We start from the raw sequence: 22726 nt of genomic DNA, 5'->3' as shown, positions 1-22726 counted from the left end.
ATTCAAAAAAGGCCAGCTTTAAATGCTGGCCTTTTTGTTTTCCCATCGCGAGCGCAGTAATTGCACCCCTTGCGGCGTTACCGAAAATACTATCATCGCCATCATCAAGGCATATTGCCAACCTTGATACGTCTCGGCCAATAACAGCGCCGCCGTAATAATACCCGCGATGGGATTGGCTATGGTGCCAAAGGTAAACTCCACCACAGACATGCGCCCCAACAGCCATACATATAAGCTGTACGCAACTGCGGTGTTGGGCAGCACCAGCCACAAGACTGCCAACCATTGTTGGCGCTCGATGGGATTTTGCAGCGCCTGATACGCCTCGGGCTCAAGATAAAATGCCTGGATAAGCGCAGCAATTGCAAGCAAGGTGCCGCCAAGGATCAGTTGCCAGGTCAGTACCGTCCACCAATGAATATGCATGGAGAACTTTTGCACCAGGGCACTGCCAACCACTATGCAGAGCAAGGAGGCAAATAACGCCAGCATGCCAATCAGGGTTAAACTCACTTCTTTTGGATCGAACAAGAGCCAGGCTAAAAAGACCAGAGCCAGTGCGCAAATGGATTGCACCAAGGCGGGTCTCTGCCCTTTCACCAGCCAAGCATAAAGCAGTGCCACCACAGGTACGGAAACCATGCCAACCCCGGCAATGGCCGCTGGCAAATTAACCGCCATCACAAAGATACAGGCAAAAAACAGGGCGATATTCACCGCAGCCAAAAGCAGCAAGGGGCGCCACTGCCCACCTCTGGGCAAAGAGGGTTTAAGAAGCCACAGCACAACCCCTGCCGGTAAGGCTCGCAAGGCACCAAGTAAAATGGGTGGCCAGTCGGGCATGGCGTACTTGGTGATCGCATAGGTGGTTCCCCATAAGAAGGCGGGGATCATGGCAAGAAAAATATTCATTCGGATTCCTGATTGATAATAACGGCAGCCAGGCTAAAACCTCAAGCTAGCTTGAGGTCAAGACAGAAACGACAAACAAAAACGCCGCGAACAAATGCGCGGCGTTTTTAACAAGGCGTTATACCTTTGCGTTTACGCTTTACGCTTTACGCCAGGTGGTTTTACCGGCGCTGTCTTCAAGCACCACACCCAAGGCCGTAAGCGCATCACGGGCTTCATCTGCCGCAGCCCAATCTTTGTTCTCACGGGCCAGACGACGCTGTTCAATCAGCGCTTCGATGTGCGCCGCCTCATCGTCGTCCTGCTCACCCTGAAGGAAAGCCGCTGGGTCTTGCTGAGCAATACCTAATACTTCCGCCAGCTTAACCAGCAGATAGGCATGTTGACCCGCCGCTGGAGCATCTTCACCCTTAAGGCGGTTCACTTCTTTTGCCAGCTCGAATAACACAGGCAGTGCTTCCGGCGTATTGAAGTCGTCATTCATGGCCGCTTCAAAACGCGCCGCATACTTGTTACCTTTAAGCTCAATCTCAACCGGCTCCACATCACGTAAGGCGGTGTAGATACGCTCTAAAGATGCGCGGGCTTGCTCCAGGTTTTCCTGCGAGTAGTTCAACTGGCTACGATAATGGCCATTGATCAGGAAGTAGCGCACGGTTTCACGATCGTAGGCTTTTAATACCTCACGCACGGTAAAGAAGTTGCCTAATGACTTAGACATCTTTTCTTTATTTACCTGCACCATGCCGGTGTGGATCCAGGTTTTCACATAGCGGCCATTGTTAGCGCAGCACGACTGGGCAATTTCGTTCTCATGGTGTGGGAACTGTAGATCCGAACCACCGCCGTGAATATCAAAGTATTCGCCTAGGTGCTTAGAGCTCATGGCCGAACATTCGATATGCCAGCCTGGGCGACCTTCACCCCAAGGTGACGACCAGCTTGGCTCACCAGCCTTGGCTTTTTTCCATAGCACGAAGTCCAAAGGATCGTCTTTGCCTGCGGCAACTTCAACACGCGCACCGGCCTGGAGCATCTCTAAGTCTTGCTGTGATAGCTTGCCGTAATCATTAAAGCTGGAAACATCGAATAGCACGTCACCGCTTTGCGCTACATAGGCGTGCTCTTTGGCAATTAGACGCTCGATCATGGCGATAATGTCATCCATATGACCGGTTACCGTAGGCTCGATATCCGGCGCCAGAATATTTAGGGCAGCAAAGTCTTCATGCATGGAAGCCGTCATGCGCTTAGTTAAAGCATCGATAGGCTCTTTGTTTTCATTGGCGCGAGCAATGATCTTATCGTCGACATCGGTAATGTTGCGCACATAGGTGACATCATAGCCAAGGTAGCGAAGGTAACGGTTCATCACGTCGAACGACACATAAGTACGGGCGTGGCCAACGTGGCAATAATCGTAAATGGTGATCCCACACACATACATGTCCACTTTATTGGCATTCAAGGGCTCAAAGTGTTCTTTTTGACGTGAAAGTGTGTTGTATATCTGCAACATTACAAGGGGATCCTATCGGTTATATTAATGGCGCTATCTTACCACCGCACTGGGCAAGCCGCCACCGAACAAAAGACCAAAAGCAACAAATTAAAGGACTTAATGGCCCTATCCTCCCTTAGTCAATTGAGTGTTTCACTGCTGTGAGATAAAATAATCTTTTCACCTCAATACATAGAGAATCATCATGGTTGTATTAGAAACCAATATGGGCACCATCAAGCTGGCGCTATTTGAAGCAGAAGCACCTAAAACAGTTGCCAACTTTTTAAACTACGCCAAATCAGGCTTTTACGATGGCACTATTTTCCACCGTGTTATCGATGGCTTTATGATCCAAGGTGGTGGTTTTACACCAGGTATGGACCAAAAGTCTGTGCAAGACCCAATTGATAACGAAGCCAACAACGGCCTAAGCAACAAAGTGGGCACGGTAGCCATGGCGCGTACGCCGGATCCACATTCGGCCACAGCTCAGTTCTTTATTAATGTGAACAACAACGACTTCCTGAACTTCAGCAGCGAAACGTCGCAAGGCTGGGGTTACTGTGTATTTGCCGAAGTTGTTGAAGGCATGGACGTAGTAGAGAAGATCAAAGGCGTAGCCACTGGCTCTGCTGGCTTCCACCAGGATGTGCCACTTGAAGATGTGGTGATCACTAAGGTTACTGTAGAGTAATACTTTAATAAGCGCGGCTCTGTCGCGCTTTTTGCTATTAAGGGCCCTATGAAACGTACGCTGTTTATTTCCGACCTGCATTTGAGCGCCGCTCAGCCAGATATCACCGCCGCCTTCTTTGAGTTTTTAGATACCCATATAGATGCAGATGTGGATGCGCTTTATATTCTCGGTGATTTTTTTGAGGTCTGGGTTGGTGATGATGCCAATGAAGCACTGAGCGATGATATTGCCACAAGATTAAAAGCGATAAGTGATAGTGGCGTGAAGGTCTACTTTATTCATGGCAACCGTGACTTTCTGATCGGCAAGAAATACGCAGCCCAGGCGGGCATGACTTTACTGCCCGAGCAAAGCGTAATCAACCTCTACGGCACACAAGTGGTGCTGCTCCATGGCGATGAAATGTGCACGCAGGATATCGAATATCAAAAGTTTCGCCGCAAGTCTCGCGGTTGGTGGTGGCCGAGATTAATGCTGGCCATGCCACTTTGGTATCGCCGCCGCGTTGCTCGCAATGCGCGCATTAAGAGTAAAATGAGCCAGAAAAACAAACACGCCGAGATTTTAGATGTAGAGCCTGGTGCGGTACTAGACACCTTTACCGCACATCAGGTGGAACTGATGATCCACGGTCATACCCACCGCCCCGCTATTCATGATCATGGCGGTAAAACCCGGGTGGTACTCGGTGATTGGTATGAGCACAGCTCCTACATAGTGGCCGATGCTAGCGGCCTGACCCTGTGCCATGGCCATGAGCGCGAGCGCCTTTACTTTAAATAGCTCACACCGGAAAAACGATAAGCCCAGGCACAATTAGCGCGTGGGCTTTTTTGTTTTAGTTAGGCGTTTTAAGTTGGCCACTTTTTAGTTAACCGCTAAGCGGCAACGGGGGCGCCACTGTGAAACTTAAAATCCTTATCCGGCGAAGCAATTAACTCCGCTTCCACCTCACCAAAAAACGCGATGCGCTCGGAAATATCCTCACCGGCGAGAGCCGAAGCCAGGGTCAAATAATCCTGATAATGACGCGCTTCCGAGCGCAGCAGGGAGACATAAAACTCACCCAGACGCGCATCCACATGGGGCGCCAACATGGCAAAACGCTCACATGAGCGCGCTTCAATATAGGCACCACAGATCAGCTTGTCGATCAAAGCCTGGGGCTCATAGGTGCGTACATGGCGCAACAACCCCTTAGCATAACGGCTGGAGGTGATTTTATCGTAGTCGATACCGCATTCCTGCATGATCTCCAGCACCTGATAAAAGTGGTGCAACTCTTCTTTTATCAACAGCACCATTTTATCTATGAGTTCCTGGCCATAAGGTACGCTGGATTTAGGGATCATGGATTTGTTGAGCTTATTGTGATCGGCAAGAGCGCGCCAATCGCCGACCTGGCGATAGGTAAAGTCTTCATAAGGCTTAAGCCACTGCAATAAGGCCTCACCACTTTGCTCGTCCACCGCATAACGGCGAATAAGATACATGGCGCTCTGCGCGGCTTTGAGTTCACAGATCAGGTGATCGGTCAGAATAATGCGCAGATTTTCCGGCTTTTTCGCTTCTTCAACCCAGGATTGCGGTGTTTCACAGCGCAAAAAAGAATGAATAGGTGCTAATAATTCTTGGTACTTGGCCAGCATAACTTCAATCAATATCTTGGTAATTGGCGCTATTTTACCATATTCATCGCGCGGGGGGACTTTCTTGACAAACCTCTAGCTCTGGACGATACATAAATGAGTGCTGGTGAAAAATAATACAGCCAAAAACCAGTTTATTTAAGGGGTAACTATATGATTCTAAATCATCTTTGGGGCTTGTACGCCCATCCGGTTGAAGAGTGGCAAACCATCGACAACCGCCACGAAAGTCTACTTTACAGCTTATCGCATATTCTACTTATCGCCCTGATCCCCAGTATCATGGGTTATTATTCGGCGGTTCATTTAGGTTGGAGCGTCGGCACCGGCGATCCCGTCTATCTGACTCACGACAGCGCACTGCTTATTGGTGGCGCCATGTATGTGGCCTTGATTGTCGGCGTATTTGCGCTGGCCTATTTGGCTCATTGGATGGCAAAAACCTTCGGCGCCGAGCCGACCTTTACGCAAACACTTGAGCTTGCGGCCTATACCTCAACGCCGGTATTTATGGCGGCCTTTGCAGCCTTCTATCCGACCTTGTGGTTTATTGTCTGCGTTGGTTTGGTGGCGCTCAGCTATTCGGTCTATCTACTCTACACCGGCGTGCCAATCTTGATGCATATTCCTCACGAACGCGGTTTTATCTATGCCAGCTCAGTGGTGACCTGTGGCCTGGTGCTCCTGGTGATTATCCTCGCGGCGACCGCTATTTTATGGACCAACGGCATAGTCTCACCTGTCTTTAGCTAGCCGCCTTCAGCCGCTAGCAATAATTTTAAGCAATAAAAAAGGAGCCAAAGGCTCCTTTTTTATTGTCTATTCGCTTAATCGTCTTGGTTATGAATTTCCAAGTTTGCCGACATCGCCTTTTCACGACCAGACTTGGCCGAGTCATTACGTAGCTCGTCGATACGATTTAGGTAATCCTGGTCGATATCACCGGTCACATAGTAACCATCGAAAACCGAGGTTTCAAAACGGGTGATTTCCGGGTTTTCCTGGGATACTGCGGCAACCAGGTCTTCCAGTGATTGATAGATAAGACCGTCGGCGCCAATGCTGGCATTGATGTCTTCTACTTCACGACCATGAGCGATCAGTTCGGCAGCCGATGGCATATCGATACCATAGACGTTCGGGAAGCGTACTTCCGGTGCCGCTGAGGCAAAGTATACATTCTTAGCGCCGGCTTCACGGGCCATTTCAACGATCTGGGCTGAAGTGGTACCGCGCACGATTGAATCATCAACCAACAATACGTTTTTGCCTTTAAATTCACGGGCAATGGCATTGAGCTTACGACGTACTGACTTTTTACGCAGTTCCTGACCCGGCATGATGAAGGTACGGCCGATATAACGGTTCTTCACAAAGCCCTGACGGTAAGGCAGTTCAAGTACTGAAGCGATTTCCAAAGCGATATCACATGAAGTCTCTGGAATTGGGATCACCACGTCAATGTCCTTATCAGACCATTCTCGTTTGATCTTCTCGCCCAGCTTGGTACCCATGTTTACGCGTGTGGCGTATACCGACATATTATCGATAGTTGAGTCAGGACGGGCAAAGTAAACGAATTCAAAAAGACATGGGTTGTAAACCGACTTATCAGCGCACAGTTGTGAGTACAACTGACCGTCTTCGGTTACATAAATGGCTTCACCCGGAGCTACGTCACGGATAACTTCAAAACCGTCTGTGTCCAGTGCCACGCTCTCTGATGAGAACATGTACTCTGTGCCCTTTTCAGTTTCGCGCTTACCAAAGATAAGCGGACGAATACCGTGCGGGTCACGAAACGCAACCATGCCGTGGCCGATGATCATGGCGATAGTGGCATAACCACCGATAACCTTAGAGTTCACCTCTGAAATAGCGGCAAAGATATCTTCTGCGGCTAATTTCAGCTTGTCACACTTGCTCAGCTCATGGGCAAGCACGTTTAGCAGGATTTCGGAGTCCGAGGTGGTATTTACATGACGACGCGCCTCGTTGAACAGCTGCTCTTTTAGCTGCTCGGCGTTAGTCAGGTTACCGTTATGGGCCATGGCAATACCGAATGGCGAGTTCACGTAGAAAGGCTGCGCTTCCGCCGAGCTTGAGGTACCCGCGGTTGGGTAACGCACATGACCTAGGCCGATATTGCCCTGCAGGCGCTTCATGTGTCTTGTATGGAACACATCTTTTACTAAGCCATTGGCCTTACGCAGACTGAAGGTATTATCTTCAATCGTAATAATACCCGCCGCATCCTGACCGCGGTGTTGCAAAACAGTTAAGCCATCATACAAAGCCTGATTAACAGGCGATGTTCCGACTATACCAACGATACCACACATTAAAATTTCCTCGCCGATTAACGGTTAGCTGAATTTAAAAAGCTTGAGTTGTTCTCGAGGTAGTCAAAAAACCACTCGATCACAAAGCCAAATTCAGGGATAAGTCGAGATGCGCTCCACCAGTTTGTATTTGGGGCTCCGGTAAAGGCATCGAGAAAGAATAGAATAGCGCTGACGACCAACACGCCACGCAAGGCACCAAACACGATTCCAAACACGCGATCGGTACCCGACAAACCGGTGCGCTGCACCAACTCGCCTAAGATGTAATTTAACAATCCACCCAACAACAGCGTAGAGAAAAACAGTATGGCTATCGCTGCGGCATTTCTTAAAAGGGGTTCTGAAATATTGGTTAGGTAGGAAGCTAAATAGGGGTAAAAGATACTGGATACAAAAAACGCAGCGGCCCAAACGGCCAGCGACATAGACTCTTTAATAAAGCCTCGCACTAAGCCAATAATGGTAGACAGTGCAATAATGCCGGCAATGGCGTAATCAACCCAGATCATAATAACCACTAGTCGTTAGTTTGGGGCGCATTCTAGCGGAGCGGGACGTTAAATACCAGATCATTTTGTTACTTGGAACTGGGTAATACGACCTTGTAAATTGGTCAGCTTTTGTAACTTGGGCAGTTGTTGCTCAAGCTTTTCCTTACTTAATTCCGGCCCCACCAACACCTTGGTCAGGGTGCCGTTAGCGGTTTTAACCTCGCGGGTAAAGACCTTGAAACCATTGCTCTTAAGCTTGGCCATCAGCGCATCGACACTGCCTTTGCGGGAAAAGGCACCCAGTTGCACTACATAGGCCATTTGCGTTAAGCCACTTTGTTTGGGACGCTCCAGGGGCTCATCCTTGGTCAGTGTGGAAACCGCCACTGTGGTGCTTTCTGTGCTGGGTTGCTGCGCCTTTGGCTGTGGCGCTGGTGTGCCGGCGGTTTTATCGACGGAATCACCGGCTAAACCATCAACTAAATCCTCAGCTGAGCCAGAATCGAGCTTTTCATCGTCGGAGGCTAATTCTTCGATTTTTTCATCTTTAGGTAAAGGAGCCATATCGGCCTTGTCAGACAAGGCCTGCTGTAAGTCGATAGACTTGAACTCAGGGCGCTCGGGTATGGCTTTAAAACCTTCCTTGTACCGCACCTTATCGCCATCCAAAATATTAGGAATAAAAACAATAGCGGCAACAACTACAATAGTGGTTCCGATCAAACGGTTAACAAACCCTGAGTTCACTCTTACAGCCCCTAACTCTCAAAAAATGTGATTGCTTCTGCTACAGTGTAAAACGATCCGAAAATAATCAAAAGGCTTTGCTCGCAAAGTTGCGGTAAAACCGCCTCAATGGCATCGCCAACACAATTATGGGCGCCGGCTACACTGACCTGCTTGCCTATCGTTTTGGCCAACTGCTCAGCCTGTGTGCCCCTGGGGTTATCCAAGGTAGCCACATGCCAATAATCGACCGCATCCTTCATCGCTTCAATAACATCGGCGTGCTCTTTGTCGGCCAACATACCAACGATAGCATAAATACTAACCCCTTGTTGCTTAAAGGATTGTAAACGCTTGGCGAGAAAACGTGCAGACTCGCGATTATGAGCCACATCCGTGACTACTCGAGGCTGCTCGCTCAGGGTCTGAAAACGCCCGGTGACCTTAAGGGCCTTAAGGCAATCGGCGATCACCGTAATATCCGGTAATAGGTTGAGTTTATAAAGTACGCTCAGCGCCGTGGCGGCATTTTGCGCCGGAATAGCAGGTTGGGCAAAGCACAGATCATAATCGTCCATTTGCCAGCTAAAGGTGACTTCATCTTCACTAAAATGAAAATCGCGACGGGATAGGCATAGATCGGCGCCAATTTCCTTGCCGTAATCGACTACGGTATGGGGTATATCCAAATCGCCCACAATAGCAGGCACACCGGTGCGGAAAATACCGGCCTTGTCATAGCCTACCAATTCGCGGGTATCGCCCAGGTATTCTTTATGATCCAGGTCTACCGTGGTGATCACGCTGGCAACGGGAGTGACTATATTGGTGGCATCATAACGCCCGCCTAGGCCTACTTCCATCAGCACATAATCCACATCCATACGCTTAAAGATGTGCAGCGCCCCTAAGGTGCCGAACTCAAAATAAGTCAGTGCGGTGTCCCCTCGCCCTTGTTCAAGCGCGTTAAAGGCATCCACATGAATTTGATCGTCAAGCTCGGCGCCATTGATGCGCACCCGCTCGTTGTAACGAATAAGGTGAGGCGAGGCGTAGGTACCGACGCTATAGCCCTGGGCTAATAACAGCGCTTCTAAACATTGGGCCGTGGTGCCCTTGCCGTTGGTGCCAGCGATAAGAATGATTTTGCTGCGGGTATCGAGCAGGCCGATTTGCTCTGCCACGCGCTGAACGCGCTCAAGGCCCATTTCAATGTTGGCAGGATGGATCTGCTCTAAATAACAAAGCCAATCATCTAGGCTAGACGATTGGCTCGGTTTCGAATCTGACATAGGTAAGTTTCTAGATTGCCGAGAAATTTACGCTACTCTATGCTCTTGTTCGGTAGAAGGCAAGTTCATTAGCTTGGCCAGCAGACGCGCTAAGGTGTCACGCATTTCGCGGCGGTCAACGATCATGTCGATGGCACCGTGCTCAAGTAAGAACTCACTGCGTTGGAAACCATCCGGCAGGGTTTCACGTACAGTTTGCTCGATTACGCGCGGACCGGCGAAACCGATAAGTGCCTTTGGCTCAGCCACGTTAACGTCACCTAACATGGCCAATGACGCCGATACACCACCCATGGTTGGGTCGGTCAGTACCGAGATAAACGGCAGGCCTTTTTCGCTCATTTTCGCCAGTGCAGCACTGGTTTTCGCCATCTGCATCAGTGACATAAGCGCCTCTTGCATACGAGCACCGCCCGACGCAGAGAAACACACCAGTGGCATGTTGTGCTCTAAACACACATTCACGGCTTCAACGAAACGCGCGCCCACTACCGAGCCCATTGAACCACCCATGTAGGCAAATTCAAACGATACTGCGGCAACAGGAATACCCTTTAGCTGGCCCTTCATGGCAACCAGAGCATCTTTCTCACCGCTGCTCTTTTGTGCAGCGTTGATACGATCTGAATACTTTTTCGAGTCTTTAAATTTCAAGACATCTTTAGGCTCATGCTGAGCGCCCAACTCGGTGCGACCGGCGTCGTCTAAAAATAGCTCCAGACGCTTACGTGCAGTGATACGCATATGGTGATCACACTTAGGACACACGTTCATTGCCTTTTCTAGCTCAGCCTTATAAAGGATGGCATCACACGAAGTACATTTAGCCCAAACGCCCTCAGGGATCTCTTTTTTGCCCGAAGACTTGGTTGTTTTTGGTAAGATCTTTTCTAACCAGCTCATTTGCAACTCTCTTAATGCTTGTTAGTAGCGAGGCGGATGTACCACCCCAAAATTAGCCGATAAATTAGCACAATTAAAACATGAATTTAGTTGCTTAGATATAAAAAACTGGTCGGCGTAGTCTATTACGGCGACCAGTCAAACTTTTGTATGAACTAAATACATCAAAAAGTGACGCTATTTTTCCCTAATTATTGGGCAGAAACAGCGGCCCCAAAGGGGTAGAAGGTATTTGCCACTTCTCGGGATAGTCAACATCCACCAAGTATAAACCATTAGGCTTGGCGGTGGCGCTGGCCTGGGTGCGGTCTTTAAGCTGCAACAAATGTTGCATCCAATCCGGCTCCTGTGCGCCTACGCCTATGTCCATTAAACAGCCGGTGATATTACGTACCATATGGTGCAAGAAGGCATTGGCCTTGATATCTATGACTATATAGTCCCCCACCCGTTCCACATTAAGGTGATGAATATTGCGAAACGGCGTATTGGACTGGCAGTGCACCGCCCTAAAGGAGGTAAAGTCTTGCTCACCCAGCATATAATGACAAGCCGCATGCATGCGCTCGGCATCAAGGGGCTGGTGATAATGGGTCACACCGGAGCGTAAAATTCCAGGGCGATAAGGATGATTGTAAATCACATAACGATAACGACGGGCGGTGGCACTAAAGCGGGCATGAAATTCATCGTCAGCCTGCATGGCATAGCGCACGGCAATGTCGTCTGGCAGCTGCGAATTCATGCCCAGGGTAAAGGCGCCCATATCGCGTTTGGCGTGGGTATCAAAGTGTATAACCTGGCCCGTGGCATGGACACCGGCATCTGTGCGCCCGGCACAGGTGATCTCAACCGAATGATCGCAAATTCGCGATAAGGCCGTTTCAATTTCTTGCTGAATACTGCTGACATGGGACTGGCGCTGCCAACCACTGTAGCGAGCACCGTTATACTCAATTCCTAACGCGACGCGCATTGACACTCTTTTCGATTGCAAAATTTTCGGCATTTTATCTGCTCTGGCCCTAAATAGCTAATCCGGCTGCTTATTAGGGGTTAGCAATCACGCCAAGGCGCTTATCTTTGAAGCCGCTCTTTCAGTGCCAGTGCTTCTTGCTGCAGGGTTTGCGGGCCATTATCAAGCACCTCTTGCAGCGCCTCCAGTGCCGAGTCAAGATCATCGATTTCCAGATAGGCACGGGCCAAATCCAGTTTAGCGCTATAACCGCCGTCCTCGGTATCGACATCTGTTTTAGGAGTATCTTCGAGCAAATCATCAAACTCGCCCAGGCCCACATCCATATTGGCGTCTTTATAAGGCTCCTCAACGAGTTCGGCGTCATCGCTTTGCGCCAGCAGATCATCGATTTCCACATACTGACCTGCGCTGCCCGCTTCTATTTTTTGTGGTGCGGCCGCCAGCTCGGTTTCGTCTTCACTTTGACCATCACTTGCAGCTTCATCAGAGGCTTGGCTAAACGCATCAACAAGGCCATCATTGATGGGTTCAAGATCGGCGAGATCATCATCCGCATCTTGCATCAATGCCTGCAAGTCTACATCACCAGGAATATCGTCCCGTTCCGGCAGCTGCTCCCTTGACTGAGTCGGTGACTCTGCCAATTCGTTAAGCATGGCATCGAAATCCGTGTCACTGATATCCTCAAGAAACGCTTCATCCATTTGCTCATCGTCAAGGGCCGAGTCTTCGTCGTAGTCCGCCGCCAACAGAGCATCGATATCGAACTCATCGGCAACTTCTTCCACTAAGATCTCGGCGGAAGGCTCAGGAGAAGGCTCCGCTAAATCCTCAGGTAAAAACTCGTCGTCTGCCTTTGCCGCATGCTCGGGTAAATCTTCCGGTAAAAGTTCAGCTGAAAGTTTAGCTGAAAGCTCGGCGGATGAAGCGCCTGAATGTTCATCATCTTCACCCTGTACACCAGCTAGCGGCTGATCAATTTCGAATTCATCGGCAACCTCTTCTGGCAAGAGCTCAGCTGAAGGCTCAGGAGCAAGATCTGTCAAAGGCTGGGATAAATCCTCAGGTAAAAACTCGTCTTCTGCGCTTGCCGCATGCTCGGGTAAATCTTCCGGTAAAAGTTCAGCTGAAAGCTCGGCCGACAGCTCGGCTGAAAGCTCCTTGTCTTCGCCCTGAACCTCATCCTTATCTAGCTCTTCGTTCGCCGGCACCTTAGTGACAAATAAGTCATTAATTTCTGCATCGCTCAGCGCGTCCAGATTGTCACTTAGTGACACCGGTTTATCGGTCTCGACATAGGTATCGGCATCAATGCTCGGTAAATCAGAGCTCTGCTGGAATACTGCTTCTTCTTGGCTGATTTCTGCCTTGGCGTTCTTTTCCTCGACGTTCTCTTCCTTGGAATTAGCGGCAAAATCCACTTCATTCGGCTCGTTTAAGGGCTGAGCCGCGGCAACTGCTTGAGTCTCGGCGGTCAATGGTTCTGCTGCCACCGGGCTAGGCGCTTCTTCCTTGCTTCGCTTTTTCAAAAACACCACCACCAGCGCCACAATGGCTAAAACCGGCAACGTCATCATCAGCAACCAAGTCAACCAGCCGGGCAACGCATTAAACCAGTTGGCGTTTTGCTCCTGTTGAATTTGCTGTTGTCGCGCCATGGCCTTACGCTCGGCCATAAACTGCTGCAGCTGTTGTTGCAGCTCGGCATCTTTTTCATCAAGCAGGGCCTGAACCTGAATAAGCTGATCGGTAATTTTCTGCAATTGCGCACGTAGACGCTCATTGTCGGCGAGGATCGACTCGGCATTGCTTACCGAAGCGCTAAGCTGCTGTTGTAACTCGACTAAGCGCTCATTTTGCTCTTGCTTGAGTCGCTCAATCTCTAATTCCAATTCACGTTTTGCTTGTGCTGCCTGCTGTTGACGCACCCTACCGGTTTTAACACTTGCGGTTGTACCCGCAGTTCTGATCTTGGCCCACAACTTATCGTCTTGCTCCGATTTGGCCTTGGCCAAAAGCGGATCTATGGTGCGAATTTCCCGCATCGACGGTATCTGTAAGTAAGCGCCGTCACGCATGTGGTTAAGGTTGTTATCTAAAAAGGAGTTTGGATTCTTTTCATACAGCGCCACCATCACCTGATACATGGTCACTGAATTGTCCGGGCGCACCCTGGCGGCAATACGCCACAGGGTATCGCTCGGTTTAATCGGCCCGATAGCACGAATTTGCCCGCTATTATCAGCCCCTTCCGGATCACGGTTTTCGGTGCTTTGCGCACTGGCACCAGCATGGCTTAAGGCCAGGAGTAAAAAAAACAGGGTAACTAGAGAGCGCATGCTTTTCCTTTACTAACGTTAAGTGCTTTATTTGCAGGGCTGTGGGCAAACGAGCATTTTTTGACGATTCGTTGTTATTTTTGTGCTTTATTGCAATTTATGGCAAGTAACAGCAAGTATTATTCCACTTGCAAACTATAAACCAGATATTGGCGAATATCCACGACCAGTGAGGCAATTTAAATCTAGAACGAAGCGCTTGATATGTATAAAAAAAGCGGCCATTAGCCGCTCTCTTGTAGGTCGGTGCTGTGCGCCGACATGGTGATATTAATTGAGGATTTTGTCGGCATAGAATGCCGACCTACAACCATAGCGGCAAAGGTCGACAACCTGTGCCGCTGATATCAAAGATAATGAGCGATCAGCTCTTCAGCAATCTGTACGCTGTTGGTAGCCGCACCTTTACGGGTGTTATCACTCACCACCCACATATTTAAGCCATGCGGATGAGAAATATCCTGACGCACACGGCCGACATAAACACTGTCGTTGCCGCTGGCATCGGATACCGGCGTTGGGTAATCATGCTCGTCTTCGATAAGCTCAACACCTGGAGCATCCTGTAATAACTGCTTAACGTGCTCAACGTCCACCGGCATCCGGGTTTCTAAATGAATGGCCTCGGCATGACCGAAGAACACGGGGACGCGCACCGCCGTTGGGTTCACCATTACGGTTTCATCACCCAGGATCTTCTGCGTTTCCCACACCATTTTCATTTCTTCGCGGGTATAGCCGTTGTCTTCAAAGGCATCAATTTGTGGAATAACGTTAAACGCCATTTGCTTGGTGAAAACCTTATTGTCCAGTGGGCGACCATTCATCAGGTTAGCGGTTTGCTTTGCCAGCTCGTCAACCGCTTCTTTACCTGCACCCGACACCGCCTGGTAAGTAGAGACATTAATGCGTTCAATGCCGTAAGCATCGTAAATTGGCTTTAGCGCCACCAGCATCTGGATGGTTGAACAATTTGGGTTGGCAATAATATTGCGGTTACGGAAATCCGCCAGACTGGCCGCATTCACTTCTGGCACAACCAGAGGCACATCATAGTCGTAACGGAATTGTGAGGTATTGTCGATAACCACACACCCAGCCTCTGCAGCGATGGGCGCGTATTTTTCAGACACACTGCCACCGGCCGAGAACAAGCCGATATGCGCATTGGCAAAGTCGAACTGCTCAACATCAAGTACTTCTATGGTTTCGCCGTTGAATTCAATCTCTTCACCCGCAGAGCGGCTGCTGGCCAATGGGAACAGTTGATCAACCGGAAATTTTCTTTCCGCCAAGGTCTCTATGATTTGACGACCCACTAAACCAGTGGCGCCCAATACCGCGACATTATATTTTTGCGACATATCTCTTCCTCAAGGCGTTAAATACTAAACCCAAACGCTGCCAAGGCGCTCAGGTAAGGGTTACTACCGCTGAGCGTCAAGGTGCTGAGCTCGCGGCGAACCGGATAGGTTTTGCGCAACAGATCAAAGCCATGGCTATGCAGTTGTGCACGTAAAATGGCGTCATCACGACGCACATCGTAAATTAGGTGTACCAGGGCGCCAAGCTCCTCCTTACTCCAGCTCTCGCTTAGAGTAAGCTGAGTCAGGCTTGGTGTCGGCAAATGCTGTGCTAAATCACTGTTGGGTGTCAGATCCAGGTGCTGACACAAGGCTTGATATAGCATCGAGGTACCACGGCCCTTGCCCTCCAGCGTATGTCCGGCAATATGCACCGTCGCCAGCTCTACATAGGGCAACAGCTCTTCGAGAATATCCGGCTCGTTTTCCCACACATCCAACACCAAGCATAAGTCATCCTCGGCTTGCTGACGCGCTAACAGGGCCTGATTGTCTATCACATCACCACGGCTGGCATTGATCAGAATTTTACCTTCACTCAATGCATCGATGCGCTGCTTATCGAGTAAATGATAGGTGCAATGCTCGCCGTCTTTAACCAGGGGCACATGAAAGGTGATGATATCGGCCTCGGCTAGGGCTGTTTCCAGGCTGTGCCAGTCTCCGACATCGCCGCGCTTCTGTCTCGGTGGGTCGACCAAAAGAGTTTTCACGCCGATAGCGGCGAGTTTATCCGCCAGACACTGGCCGATATTGCCCACACCAACAATGGCGATGGTTTTGTCGAACACAGAAAAATGCTGCTCTTGCGCCAGCGCAAACACCGCACTGAGCACATATTCGGCTACGGCCACCGCATTACAACCCGGAGCACTGGCAAAAGGCACCTGACGCTCGGCTAAGTAAGCTTGATCTATATGATCGACGCCTATGGTGGCGGTGCCGACAAACTTTAAGCTGGTATTTTGCGCCAACAACTCGGCATTAACCTGGGTCACCGAGCGCGTTAGTAATACGTCCGCATCCTTGACCATTTCTGGAGTCAAGGCCCTGCCATCGAATCGCTCAATCTCGCCCAGAGGGGCAAAAAAGGCATCCACAAGGGGCATATTTTGATCTGCTAATATTTTCATTTTTCTTCCCAGAGGGACTAGCGGAGCGCTATTTTAATCATGCTGCTGCCACAAAGCAAAAAAGCCACGCAATTGCGTGGCTTTTTCTGCAAACTCAGGTCGGTATTAAGCTTTGTACTTGCTCATTACCAGGGTCGCGTTGGTGCCACCAAAACCGAAGCTGTTAGACATCACGGTGTTAAGCTCAACATCGCGACGCTCGGTAACAATGTCCAGGCCTTGTGCCTGCTCATCCAGCTCGTCGATATTGATAGACGGTGCTACGAAGTTGTTCTCAAGCATTAGCAATGAGTAAATTGCTTCGTGTACACCGGCAGCGCCTAGAGCGTGACCCGTCATCGCCTTGGTTGCACTGATAGCAGGTGAGTTGCCACCGAACACTTCTTGAATCGCACCCAGCTCTTTTACATCACCTACAGGCGTTGAAGTGCCGTGCGTGTTCAGGTAATCAACCGGCGAGTCCAGGTCTTGCATGGCTTGGCGCATACAACGTACCGCACCTTCACCCGAAGGAGCTACCATGTCGTAACCATCAGAAGTGGCACCATAACCCGTGATTTCAGCGTAGATGTGCGCGCCACGAGCAAGGGCATGCTCTAGCTCTTCAACAACCACGATACCGCCACCACCAGAGATCACGAAACCGTCACGGTTAGCGTCATAGGTGCGTGATGCTTTTTCAGGTGTCTCGTTGTACTTGGTAGACAAGGCACCCATGGCATCGAATTCCATTGCTAGGGTCCAGTGTAGCTCTTCACCACCACCGGCGAAGATCACGTCTTGTTTACCCAGCTGGATTTGCTCAACCGCGTGACCGATACAGTGTGCAGATGTGGCACAAGCCGAGCTGATTGAGTAGTTAACACCTTTAATTTTAAAAGGAGTGGCCAAACACGCAGAAGTGGTGCTCGCCATGGTACGAGGAACCATGTAAGGACCTACACGCTTAACGCCTTTTTCGCGCAAGGTGTCTGCCGCTTCAACCTGGTACTTAGATGAACCGCCACCTGAGCCAACGATAAGGCCGGTGCGCTCGTTAGATACTTGCTCATCCGTTAGTTTGGCATCGGCAATCGCCTGCGCCATAGAAATATAAGCATAGGCTGCCGCATCACCCATAAAACGGAATGCTTTGCGATCAACGTGCTCTTTCACATCTAAGTCGATGCTGCCAGAAACCTGGCTACGAAGGTTGTATTCAGCAAACTCTGGGTTAAAAGCGATACCGCTTTTGCCCGTTTTTAAAGACTCTAATACTTCTTCTTTATTATTACCGATGCTTGAAACTACACCGATACCCGTAATTACGGCTCTTCTCATGAGAATTTACCCTAGCTTATTCCTAAATTGCGTGTAGTGTACGCGCAAATGTCCTACAAAGTGGTCATTCCAGCGTACATCTGTACTCTGAACTTTTCAAGCATGTCGCGATGATCTTTTGGTGACAATATACGTGCCGCCCTAAAGACGTTAAAATAGCGGCCAAACTGTTAAGCCTTGAGTCTTCATGATCACCCACGCGACTATCCATTTTAATGACACCGGCACTCCGGTAGCCGATGCCTTTGACGATGTTTATTTTTCCAACGAAGACGGCTTGGCCGAATCTGACTTTGTATTTTATCAGCATAATCAGATAGATGAGAGACTAAAATCACATCCTCGCAAACATTTTGTGATTGCCGAAACCGGCTTTGGCACCGGCCTTAACTTTCTTAATGCCTGGCAGCGCTTTACCCAGTGTGCCGATAAAAAGGCCGAACGCTTGCATTTTATCTCATTTGAGAAATTTCCCATTCGCAAAGTCGATCTGTCCAAGGCCCTGAATAACTGGCCGCAACTGAGTCAATATGCCGAGCAATTACTGGCCCAGTACCCTGACGCCCTGCCCGGTTGCCACCGTCTGCACTTTGGCAATGTTACCCTGGATTTATGGATAGGCGATGTAAAGGACTCATTGGCTCAGCTTAATTATGGCAGCGCCGGACTGGTCGATGCCTGGTTTTTAGACGGCTTTGCACCGAGTAAAAACCCGGATATGTGGCAACAAAGCCTGTTCGATGCCATGGCTCATTTAGGCCGCGAGCAGGCCACCTTTGCCACTTTTACCGCCGCCGGTTTTGTCCGCCGCGGCTTGAAAGATGCCGGCTTTGAGGTAAAAAAAGTTAAGGGCTATGGCCGTAAACGGGAGATGATAGTAGGTCAACTAACAGCGCCAACAGCACAGGCCAACTGCCCAGCTCCCTATCAGCGCCAGGCACGCGCCTTAAATAAGGTCGCCATTATCGGCGGCGGCATTGCCAGCAGCCTGTTGCTGCATCGTCTTAGCGCCCGCAATATCGCCGCCACCTTGTTTTGCGCCGACGGCGATCTGGCCCAGGGTGCCTCCCACAATAATCAGGGCGCCCTCTACCCGCATCTACAGGCGGATGTATCACCTTCAAGCGAATTCTTTGCCCACAGTTTTGCCTACGCCAGACGCTTGTATGATCAATTACTGAGTGAGGGTTTCACCTTCGATCACCAATGGTGCGGCGTCTTGTTACAAGGGGTAAAGGATGAGATGCGCAAACGCCACGCTAACTTGGTGGCCAAGGATAACTGGCCTAACTGGCTTATTCACAAGGTGGATGCAGAGCAAGCCAGTGAATTAGCGGCAATAGATATCCCTTATAGTGGCCTGTTTATTCCCAAAGGTGGCTGGCTGAGCCCGCCACAATTGGTGCAGGCCTTAGCGGATGCCGCCTGCCAAAAGGTGGCGCATGAGCTCAATTTTAACACCCCTATCCGCTCTTTGAGTCAACAAGACGAGCAATGGTATCTAGAGGGTGAGCAGCAAACCTACGGTCCGTTCGACGATATCTTTATTTGTATGGGTGAGCACAGTGACAGCCTGCTGCCGGGTCAAGGCTTGGCGCTGCAAAGCGTGCGCGGGCAAGTATCACATCTGGAAAACAGCTCGGCTTCAAGTAAACTTAATACCGTGCTTTGCCACAAGGGTTACTTCACCCCAAGTAGCCAGGGCGCGCATTGCATGGGCGCCACCTTTACCAAGGACACCAAAGAGCGGGATATTCGCGCCGAGGATAATGACACCAACTGGCAGCAATTTGCCGACTTTTATGGTGAATGTGATTGGACCGAGGAGTTAGGCACAGTCACAGGCGCTAAGGCGGCCATTCGCGCCACCTTGAGCGATCACCTGCCGCTCTTTGGTCAATATGCACAAGATCATGAATATATGAAGGCCTTCCCACAACTGGGTGTGGGCGTATGGCAGCAAGCTGAGCCCTTGCAGCACGAGTTTAGCGGTTTACACCTCTTTACCGGCCTCGGAGCCCGCGGTTTATGCACTGCTCCCATATGTGCCGAGGCGCTGGTTGCCAGCCTGTGTGATGAACCACTTCCTCTTAGTTTACGTGTTGATCAGGCCCTGCATCCGGCCCGATTTATTATCCGAGGCCTAAAACGCGGACAAATAACATGATTTTTCGTTAAACATGGGTTAACTTTATATATGATAAGTAATAAACCTGAACTGGGATAGTAACTGCTTGAGCTGTAACTTATTTATTCCCTTAACACGGATAAGACGAATAAAGCCCTAACCCTACAATCCAGGTTAATAATTTTATATAAATGGAGTGAAACCATGAACAACGCGCTTCGTCGAGCGGCAACCTTAACATTTGCAGGCCTGCTGATGGCCGCCAGCCACCAGGCTAACGCCGACTTATCTATTTTGCCGTTGCCAGAAGATTTTCAAACCCACATGACGGTGGAAAAAAAGTACCCTATGGTCTTAGACGGTTTCACTCGCCTTAGTGACAGCCAGGTGCAGTCGTTCTATAGCGACAAACTGGGTGAGCCGCTGAAGATCACCAGCGATATCGACCGCTTTACCCTGTTTTATAATGTTGCCGGCCACCCGCTGCGCATTGCCGTATACCAGCGCGGCGAATGGACAGAGATCAGCGCCATGGTCAACGCCAAGACCGCCGGCGACATGTGATACCAATTCACTTAAATAGCTAATCATTCTAGCGGGCTAAATATCATGCTAACGGCGTTGGAATTTTTCTATGGAGAATAACATAAGAAAAATTCCGCCTTGTTATCACATCATTTATCCAGCGCTATCTCTGCTCACATACTTAACAGAATTGGTATAAGCATAAAAAAGCCAGCGGCCCGCTGGCTTTTTACTTTCCCCGAATTCACTAACGCCTTGCTAAGGCTTAGCCATCTGGATCACCACGCGACGGTTTTTGCCCCGAGTCAACCAGGGTATTATTGGACGCAACATCTAATTGGCTCTTTGACCTCAAATTACATTCTGGCTCTATAGGAAATTTAGCAATTTATAAACCTCTCCCTAGAGGCTGCTAGGGTGAGCAACAATAATTTTTCCTTAGCCCTGTTGGCCGGGTCGAGTTTTTGCGATAATAGCCGACCTTTATCGGCTTTGGGCAGTAAATAGATGGCAGACGCACAACAACCTCTTTTTTCACAACGCTTTCGCGGCTTCTTTCCAGTAGTTATCGACGTTGAAACCGCAGGCTTTAATAAAGAAACCGATGCGTTATTGGAAATTGCTGTCACTACCTTAAAAATGGACGACCAGGGCGTGCTGAGCCTAGATCAAACCGAGCATTTTCATATTACTCCGTTTGAGGGCGCCAATATTGAGCAGGCAGCCATCGAATTTAACGGTATCGACCCGTTTTGCGCACTACGCGGCGCGGTTGACGAGCTTGAGGCGATAAAAAGCATTTGTAAGTTTGTGCGCAAGGCGCAAAAGGACGCCGGTTGTCAGCGCTCTGTTGTGGTCGCCCATAACTCCGCGTTTGATCACGGCTTTTTGAATGCCGCCATCGAGCGTTGCAAAATTAAACGCACCCCATTTCACCCTTTTGTCAGCTTTGATACCACCTCACTGGCGGGCTTAGCGCTGGGACAAACCGTGCTGGCCAAAGCCTGTCGTGCCGCCGGCATCGAGTTCGATAACTCCCAGGCGCACAGTGCCCTTTATGACACCGAGCGTACCGCCGAGCTCTTTTGCTATATAGTCAACAAATGGCAAGCCCTTGGCGGCTGGCCTTTGCCGGTCGAAGAATCAGAAGAAGCGCAAGAGCAAACGGCCTCGGAGTAGCTCCGATACCCGCAAACAGGGCTGATGATAAGTCTTTTGGTCTGCAGAGCGCATTTTCTTGCACAGTAATTAGGCTAAGGCTCCTGATTTATAACAATTTCTAATATCGTGCTTGTGGTAAAGGCGCCGACTCAGTTATACTACAAGGACTGAAACGTATTTCAGGGGCTGATTAGGATTCGACGGGATTCAAGAAGCCTAAGGTGCATGTCGAGGTGCGGTTGGCCTCGTAAAAAAGCCGCATTTAAAGTAATCGCAAACGACGATAACTACGCTCTAGCGGCATAATAGCCCGCTAGCACTTCTCCGGTGTATGTCTGTGGACCCGGTTCTGAAGTGTCACCCTACACGGACTCGCTACGGAAACCCTGGCCGGGGTTGAAGGGCTAAAACTAAGCGGCCTCGCCTTTGTTTATCGTGTTCGTCCGAGACTCAAAGGTTAACCAATAGACGATACTAAACATGTAGGACCGAAGGTCGACGCTTTCCGGACGGGGGTTCAAATCCCCCCAGCTCCACCACATAACCGTACTAAAACCCCATTAAGACACTTGTTTTTAATGGGGTTTTTTGTTTCTTGGTGTTTTGGTAGTGTTTCAATAAGTGCTAGAAAGTAGCATCAAATAGCACGTTTATAGCACGAGAATAGAGAACAGATATTCTGCACATCATCCAATGCAGTTTGTTATGATCATAGGACTATCAATAGGCACTAACTTTCTTGGTGACTTGGCCTGCCAGTTTCAGCTTTAAGTTTGTTGCTTTTAGATGCTGGCTCTGCTCGATGGCGAGCAAGGCAAGAGTTTTTTTTGGTTCGTTGGGCTGGTTTCTGGTGGACTTGTTTTGTTATTCTCGACTTTCAATTAATAGATAAGCCACCTTTTCGACATCAAGGAAGATTAAGCCATCATGAGTGCGTTTGAACCAAGCAACGACATTTTCTTTCTTCAAAAAGTAAATATAGCCATTTCATTTGCATACCTTCTAGCATTCCCTGAAGTGGCTCTGCAATATAGAATCGATGGCCTCTTCTTGTTTTGCACTTGTTTAATTTTGTCATCTGGGGTCTTTAGTTGTATGATTCATAGACATCATTTCAATATCCTTGGTGTCTATGAACAGAGAAATTCAACAGCGGCTTACCTGAATTAAGCTGTATGAAGAGACCAATGATGCGGGTTTGGTTTGCCGTAGGTGTGGTATTTCCAGACCAACCCTCCGTAAATGGTGGAAGCGG

19 protein-coding genes and 1 other RNA gene are annotated in these 22726 nt (G+C 49.5%); 7 read left to right on the top strand and 13 right to left on the bottom strand.

Annotated features, from left to right (window positions below; genetic code table 11):
- Positions 1-18: 18 nt before the first annotated feature.
- The gene (locus C2M17_RS01515) at positions 19-915 is read right to left on the bottom strand and encodes a DMT family transporter (protein ID WP_105199125.1); all 897 of its coding nucleotides are present in this window, start codon (positions 913-915) and stop codon (positions 19-21) included.
- Between the two features lie 139 nt (positions 916-1054).
- Positions 1055-2434 carry a cysteine--tRNA ligase gene (gene cysS / locus C2M17_RS01510; RefSeq protein WP_105199124.1) on the bottom strand — a complete coding sequence of 460 codons (1380 nt, stop codon included), beginning with the start codon at positions 2432-2434 and terminating at the stop codon, positions 1055-1057.
- 187 nt (positions 2435-2621) lie between these two features.
- Here cysS and C2M17_RS01505 point away from each other — a divergent pair, with 187 nt between their 5' ends.
- Entirely contained in the window at positions 2622-3113 is a 492-nt protein-coding gene (locus C2M17_RS01505) for a peptidylprolyl isomerase (RefSeq protein WP_105199123.1), read from the top strand.
- Between the two features lie 48 nt (positions 3114-3161).
- Positions 3162-3899: a UDP-2,3-diacylglucosamine diphosphatase gene (locus C2M17_RS01500; RefSeq protein WP_105199122.1), complete on the top strand. Its 738-nt coding sequence runs from the start codon at positions 3162-3164 to the stop codon at positions 3897-3899.
- A 95-nt stretch (positions 3900-3994) separates the two neighbouring features.
- Here the strand turns inward: C2M17_RS01500 and miaE are convergent, their stop codons facing one another.
- A complete protein-coding gene (miaE, locus tag C2M17_RS01495; RefSeq protein ID WP_105199121.1) occupies positions 3995-4765 on the bottom strand; it encodes a tRNA isopentenyl-2-thiomethyl-A-37 hydroxylase MiaE in 771 nt (256 codons plus the stop codon).
- Positions 4766-4918: 153 nt separating this feature from the next.
- On the opposite strand from miaE, the gene C2M17_RS01490 reads away from it, so the two are divergent.
- Positions 4919-5518, top strand: a complete 600-nt coding sequence (locus C2M17_RS01490) for a Yip1 family protein (protein WP_105199120.1) — start codon at positions 4919-4921, stop codon at positions 5516-5518.
- A gap of 74 nt (positions 5519-5592) precedes the next feature.
- On the opposite strand, the gene purF is transcribed toward C2M17_RS01490, so the two are convergent.
- From purF to fabB, 10 genes are all read right to left on the bottom strand, one after another.
- Positions 5593-7107, bottom strand: a complete 1515-nt coding sequence (purF, locus tag C2M17_RS01485) for an amidophosphoribosyltransferase (protein WP_105199119.1) — start codon at positions 7105-7107, stop codon at positions 5593-5595.
- A gap of 17 nt (positions 7108-7124) precedes the next feature.
- On the bottom strand, positions 7125-7619 hold the full coding sequence (locus C2M17_RS01480) for a CvpA family protein (RefSeq protein ID WP_105199246.1): 495 nt from the start codon (positions 7617-7619) through the stop codon (positions 7125-7127).
- 60 nt (positions 7620-7679) lie between these two features.
- On the bottom strand, positions 7680-8348 hold the full coding sequence (locus tag C2M17_RS01475; RefSeq protein ID WP_105199118.1) for an SPOR domain-containing protein: 669 nt from the start codon (positions 8346-8348) through the stop codon (positions 7680-7682).
- Positions 8349-8359: 11 nt separating this feature from the next.
- Positions 8360-9619 (bottom strand): bifunctional tetrahydrofolate synthase/dihydrofolate synthase, encoded by a 1260-nt coding sequence (gene folC / locus C2M17_RS01470; RefSeq protein ID WP_105199117.1) that lies wholly within the window; start codon positions 9617-9619, stop codon positions 8360-8362.
- Between the two features lie 27 nt (positions 9620-9646).
- A complete protein-coding gene (gene accD / locus C2M17_RS01465) occupies positions 9647-10522 on the bottom strand; it encodes an acetyl-CoA carboxylase, carboxyltransferase subunit beta (protein WP_105199116.1) in 876 nt (291 codons plus the stop codon).
- Between the two features lie 187 nt (positions 10523-10709).
- Positions 10710-11498 carry a tRNA pseudouridine(38-40) synthase TruA gene (gene truA, locus C2M17_RS01460; RefSeq protein ID WP_105199115.1) on the bottom strand — a complete coding sequence of 263 codons (789 nt, stop codon included), beginning with the start codon at positions 11496-11498 and terminating at the stop codon, positions 10710-10712.
- A 101-nt stretch (positions 11499-11599) separates the two neighbouring features.
- Positions 11600-13840, bottom strand: a complete 2241-nt coding sequence (locus C2M17_RS01455) for a FimV/HubP family polar landmark protein (RefSeq protein ID WP_105199114.1) — start codon at positions 13838-13840, stop codon at positions 11600-11602.
- A gap of 347 nt (positions 13841-14187) precedes the next feature.
- Positions 14188-15204 (bottom strand): aspartate-semialdehyde dehydrogenase, encoded by a 1017-nt coding sequence (locus tag C2M17_RS01450; RefSeq protein WP_105199113.1) that lies wholly within the window; start codon positions 15202-15204, stop codon positions 14188-14190.
- A 17-nt stretch (positions 15205-15221) separates the two neighbouring features.
- Positions 15222-16337 carry a 4-phosphoerythronate dehydrogenase gene (locus C2M17_RS01445; RefSeq protein WP_105199112.1) on the bottom strand — a complete coding sequence of 372 codons (1116 nt, stop codon included), beginning with the start codon at positions 16335-16337 and terminating at the stop codon, positions 15222-15224.
- Between the two features lie 105 nt (positions 16338-16442).
- Positions 16443-17657, bottom strand: coding sequence for a beta-ketoacyl-ACP synthase I (gene fabB, locus C2M17_RS01440; RefSeq protein ID WP_105199111.1), 1215 nt, complete (start codon positions 17655-17657; stop codon positions 16443-16445).
- 187 nt (positions 17658-17844) lie between these two features.
- Here fabB and mnmC point away from each other — a divergent pair, with 187 nt between their 5' ends.
- The 4 genes from mnmC (at position 17845) to ssrA (ending at position 22010) form a co-directional block, all read left to right on the top strand.
- Positions 17845-19824, top strand: a complete 1980-nt coding sequence (gene mnmC / locus C2M17_RS01435) for a bifunctional tRNA (5-methylaminomethyl-2-thiouridine)(34)-methyltransferase MnmD/FAD-dependent 5-carboxymethylaminomethyl-2-thiouridine(34) oxidoreductase MnmC (RefSeq protein ID WP_105199110.1) — start codon at positions 17845-17847, stop codon at positions 19822-19824.
- A gap of 165 nt (positions 19825-19989) precedes the next feature.
- A complete protein-coding gene (locus tag C2M17_RS01430) occupies positions 19990-20349 on the top strand; it encodes a hypothetical protein (RefSeq protein WP_105199109.1) in 360 nt (119 codons plus the stop codon).
- Between the two features lie 468 nt (positions 20350-20817).
- The gene (rnt, locus tag C2M17_RS01425) at positions 20818-21489 is read left to right on the top strand and encodes a ribonuclease T (RefSeq protein ID WP_105199108.1); all 672 of its coding nucleotides are present in this window, start codon (positions 20818-20820) and stop codon (positions 21487-21489) included.
- A 164-nt stretch (positions 21490-21653) separates the two neighbouring features.
- Positions 21654-22010, top strand: a transfer-messenger RNA (tmRNA) gene (ssrA, locus tag C2M17_RS01420).
- Positions 22011-22726: the final 716 nt, after the last annotated feature.

This window comes from Pseudoalteromonas sp. T1lg10 (assembly GCF_002964545.1).
GTDB lineage: Bacteria > Pseudomonadota > Gammaproteobacteria > Enterobacterales > Alteromonadaceae > Pseudoalteromonas.
This window is presented reverse-complemented; position numbering and strand designations above follow the sequence as displayed.

Coding starts and splice junctions, on each gene's coding strand:
- mnmC (WP_105199110.1), top strand. CDS start 17,845: ATGATCACCCACGCGACTATCCATTTTAATGACACCGGCACTCCGGTA.
- miaE (WP_105199121.1), bottom strand. CDS start 4,765: ATGCTGGCCAAGTACCAAGAATTATTAGCACCTATTCATTCTTTTTTG.
- C2M17_RS01500 (WP_105199122.1), top strand. CDS start 3,162: ATGAAACGTACGCTGTTTATTTCCGACCTGCATTTGAGCGCCGCTCAG.
- C2M17_RS01445 (WP_105199112.1), bottom strand. CDS start 16,337: ATGAAAATATTAGCAGATCAAAATATGCCCCTTGTGGATGCCTTTTTT.
- C2M17_RS01480 (WP_105199246.1), bottom strand. CDS start 7,619: ATGATCTGGGTTGATTACGCCATTGCCGGCATTATTGCACTGTCTACC.
- rnt (WP_105199108.1), top strand. CDS start 20,818: ATGGCAGACGCACAACAACCTCTTTTTTCACAACGCTTTCGCGGCTTC.
- folC (WP_105199117.1), bottom strand. CDS start 9,619: ATGTCAGATTCGAAACCGAGCCAATCGTCTAGCCTAGATGATTGGCTT.
- C2M17_RS01505 (WP_105199123.1), top strand. CDS start 2,622: ATGGTTGTATTAGAAACCAATATGGGCACCATCAAGCTGGCGCTATTT.
- cysS (WP_105199124.1), bottom strand. CDS start 2,434: ATGTTGCAGATATACAACACACTTTCACGTCAAAAAGAACACTTTGAG.
- purF (WP_105199119.1), bottom strand. CDS start 7,107: ATGTGTGGTATCGTTGGTATAGTCGGAACATCGCCTGTTAATCAGGCT.
- fabB (WP_105199111.1), bottom strand. CDS start 17,657: ATGAGAAGAGCCGTAATTACGGGTATCGGTGTAGTTTCAAGCATCGGT.
- C2M17_RS01490 (WP_105199120.1), top strand. CDS start 4,919: ATGATTCTAAATCATCTTTGGGGCTTGTACGCCCATCCGGTTGAAGAG.
- C2M17_RS01515 (WP_105199125.1), bottom strand. CDS start 915: ATGAATATTTTTCTTGCCATGATCCCCGCCTTCTTATGGGGAACCACC.
- truA (WP_105199115.1), bottom strand. CDS start 11,498: ATGCGCGTCGCGTTAGGAATTGAGTATAACGGTGCTCGCTACAGTGGT.
- C2M17_RS01450 (WP_105199113.1), bottom strand. CDS start 15,204: ATGTCGCAAAAATATAATGTCGCGGTATTGGGCGCCACTGGTTTAGTG.
- C2M17_RS01430 (WP_105199109.1), top strand. CDS start 19,990: ATGAACAACGCGCTTCGTCGAGCGGCAACCTTAACATTTGCAGGCCTG.
- accD (WP_105199116.1), bottom strand. CDS start 10,522: ATGAGCTGGTTAGAAAAGATCTTACCAAAAACAACCAAGTCTTCGGGC.
- C2M17_RS01455 (WP_105199114.1), bottom strand. CDS start 13,840: ATGCGCTCTCTAGTTACCCTGTTTTTTTTACTCCTGGCCTTAAGCCAT.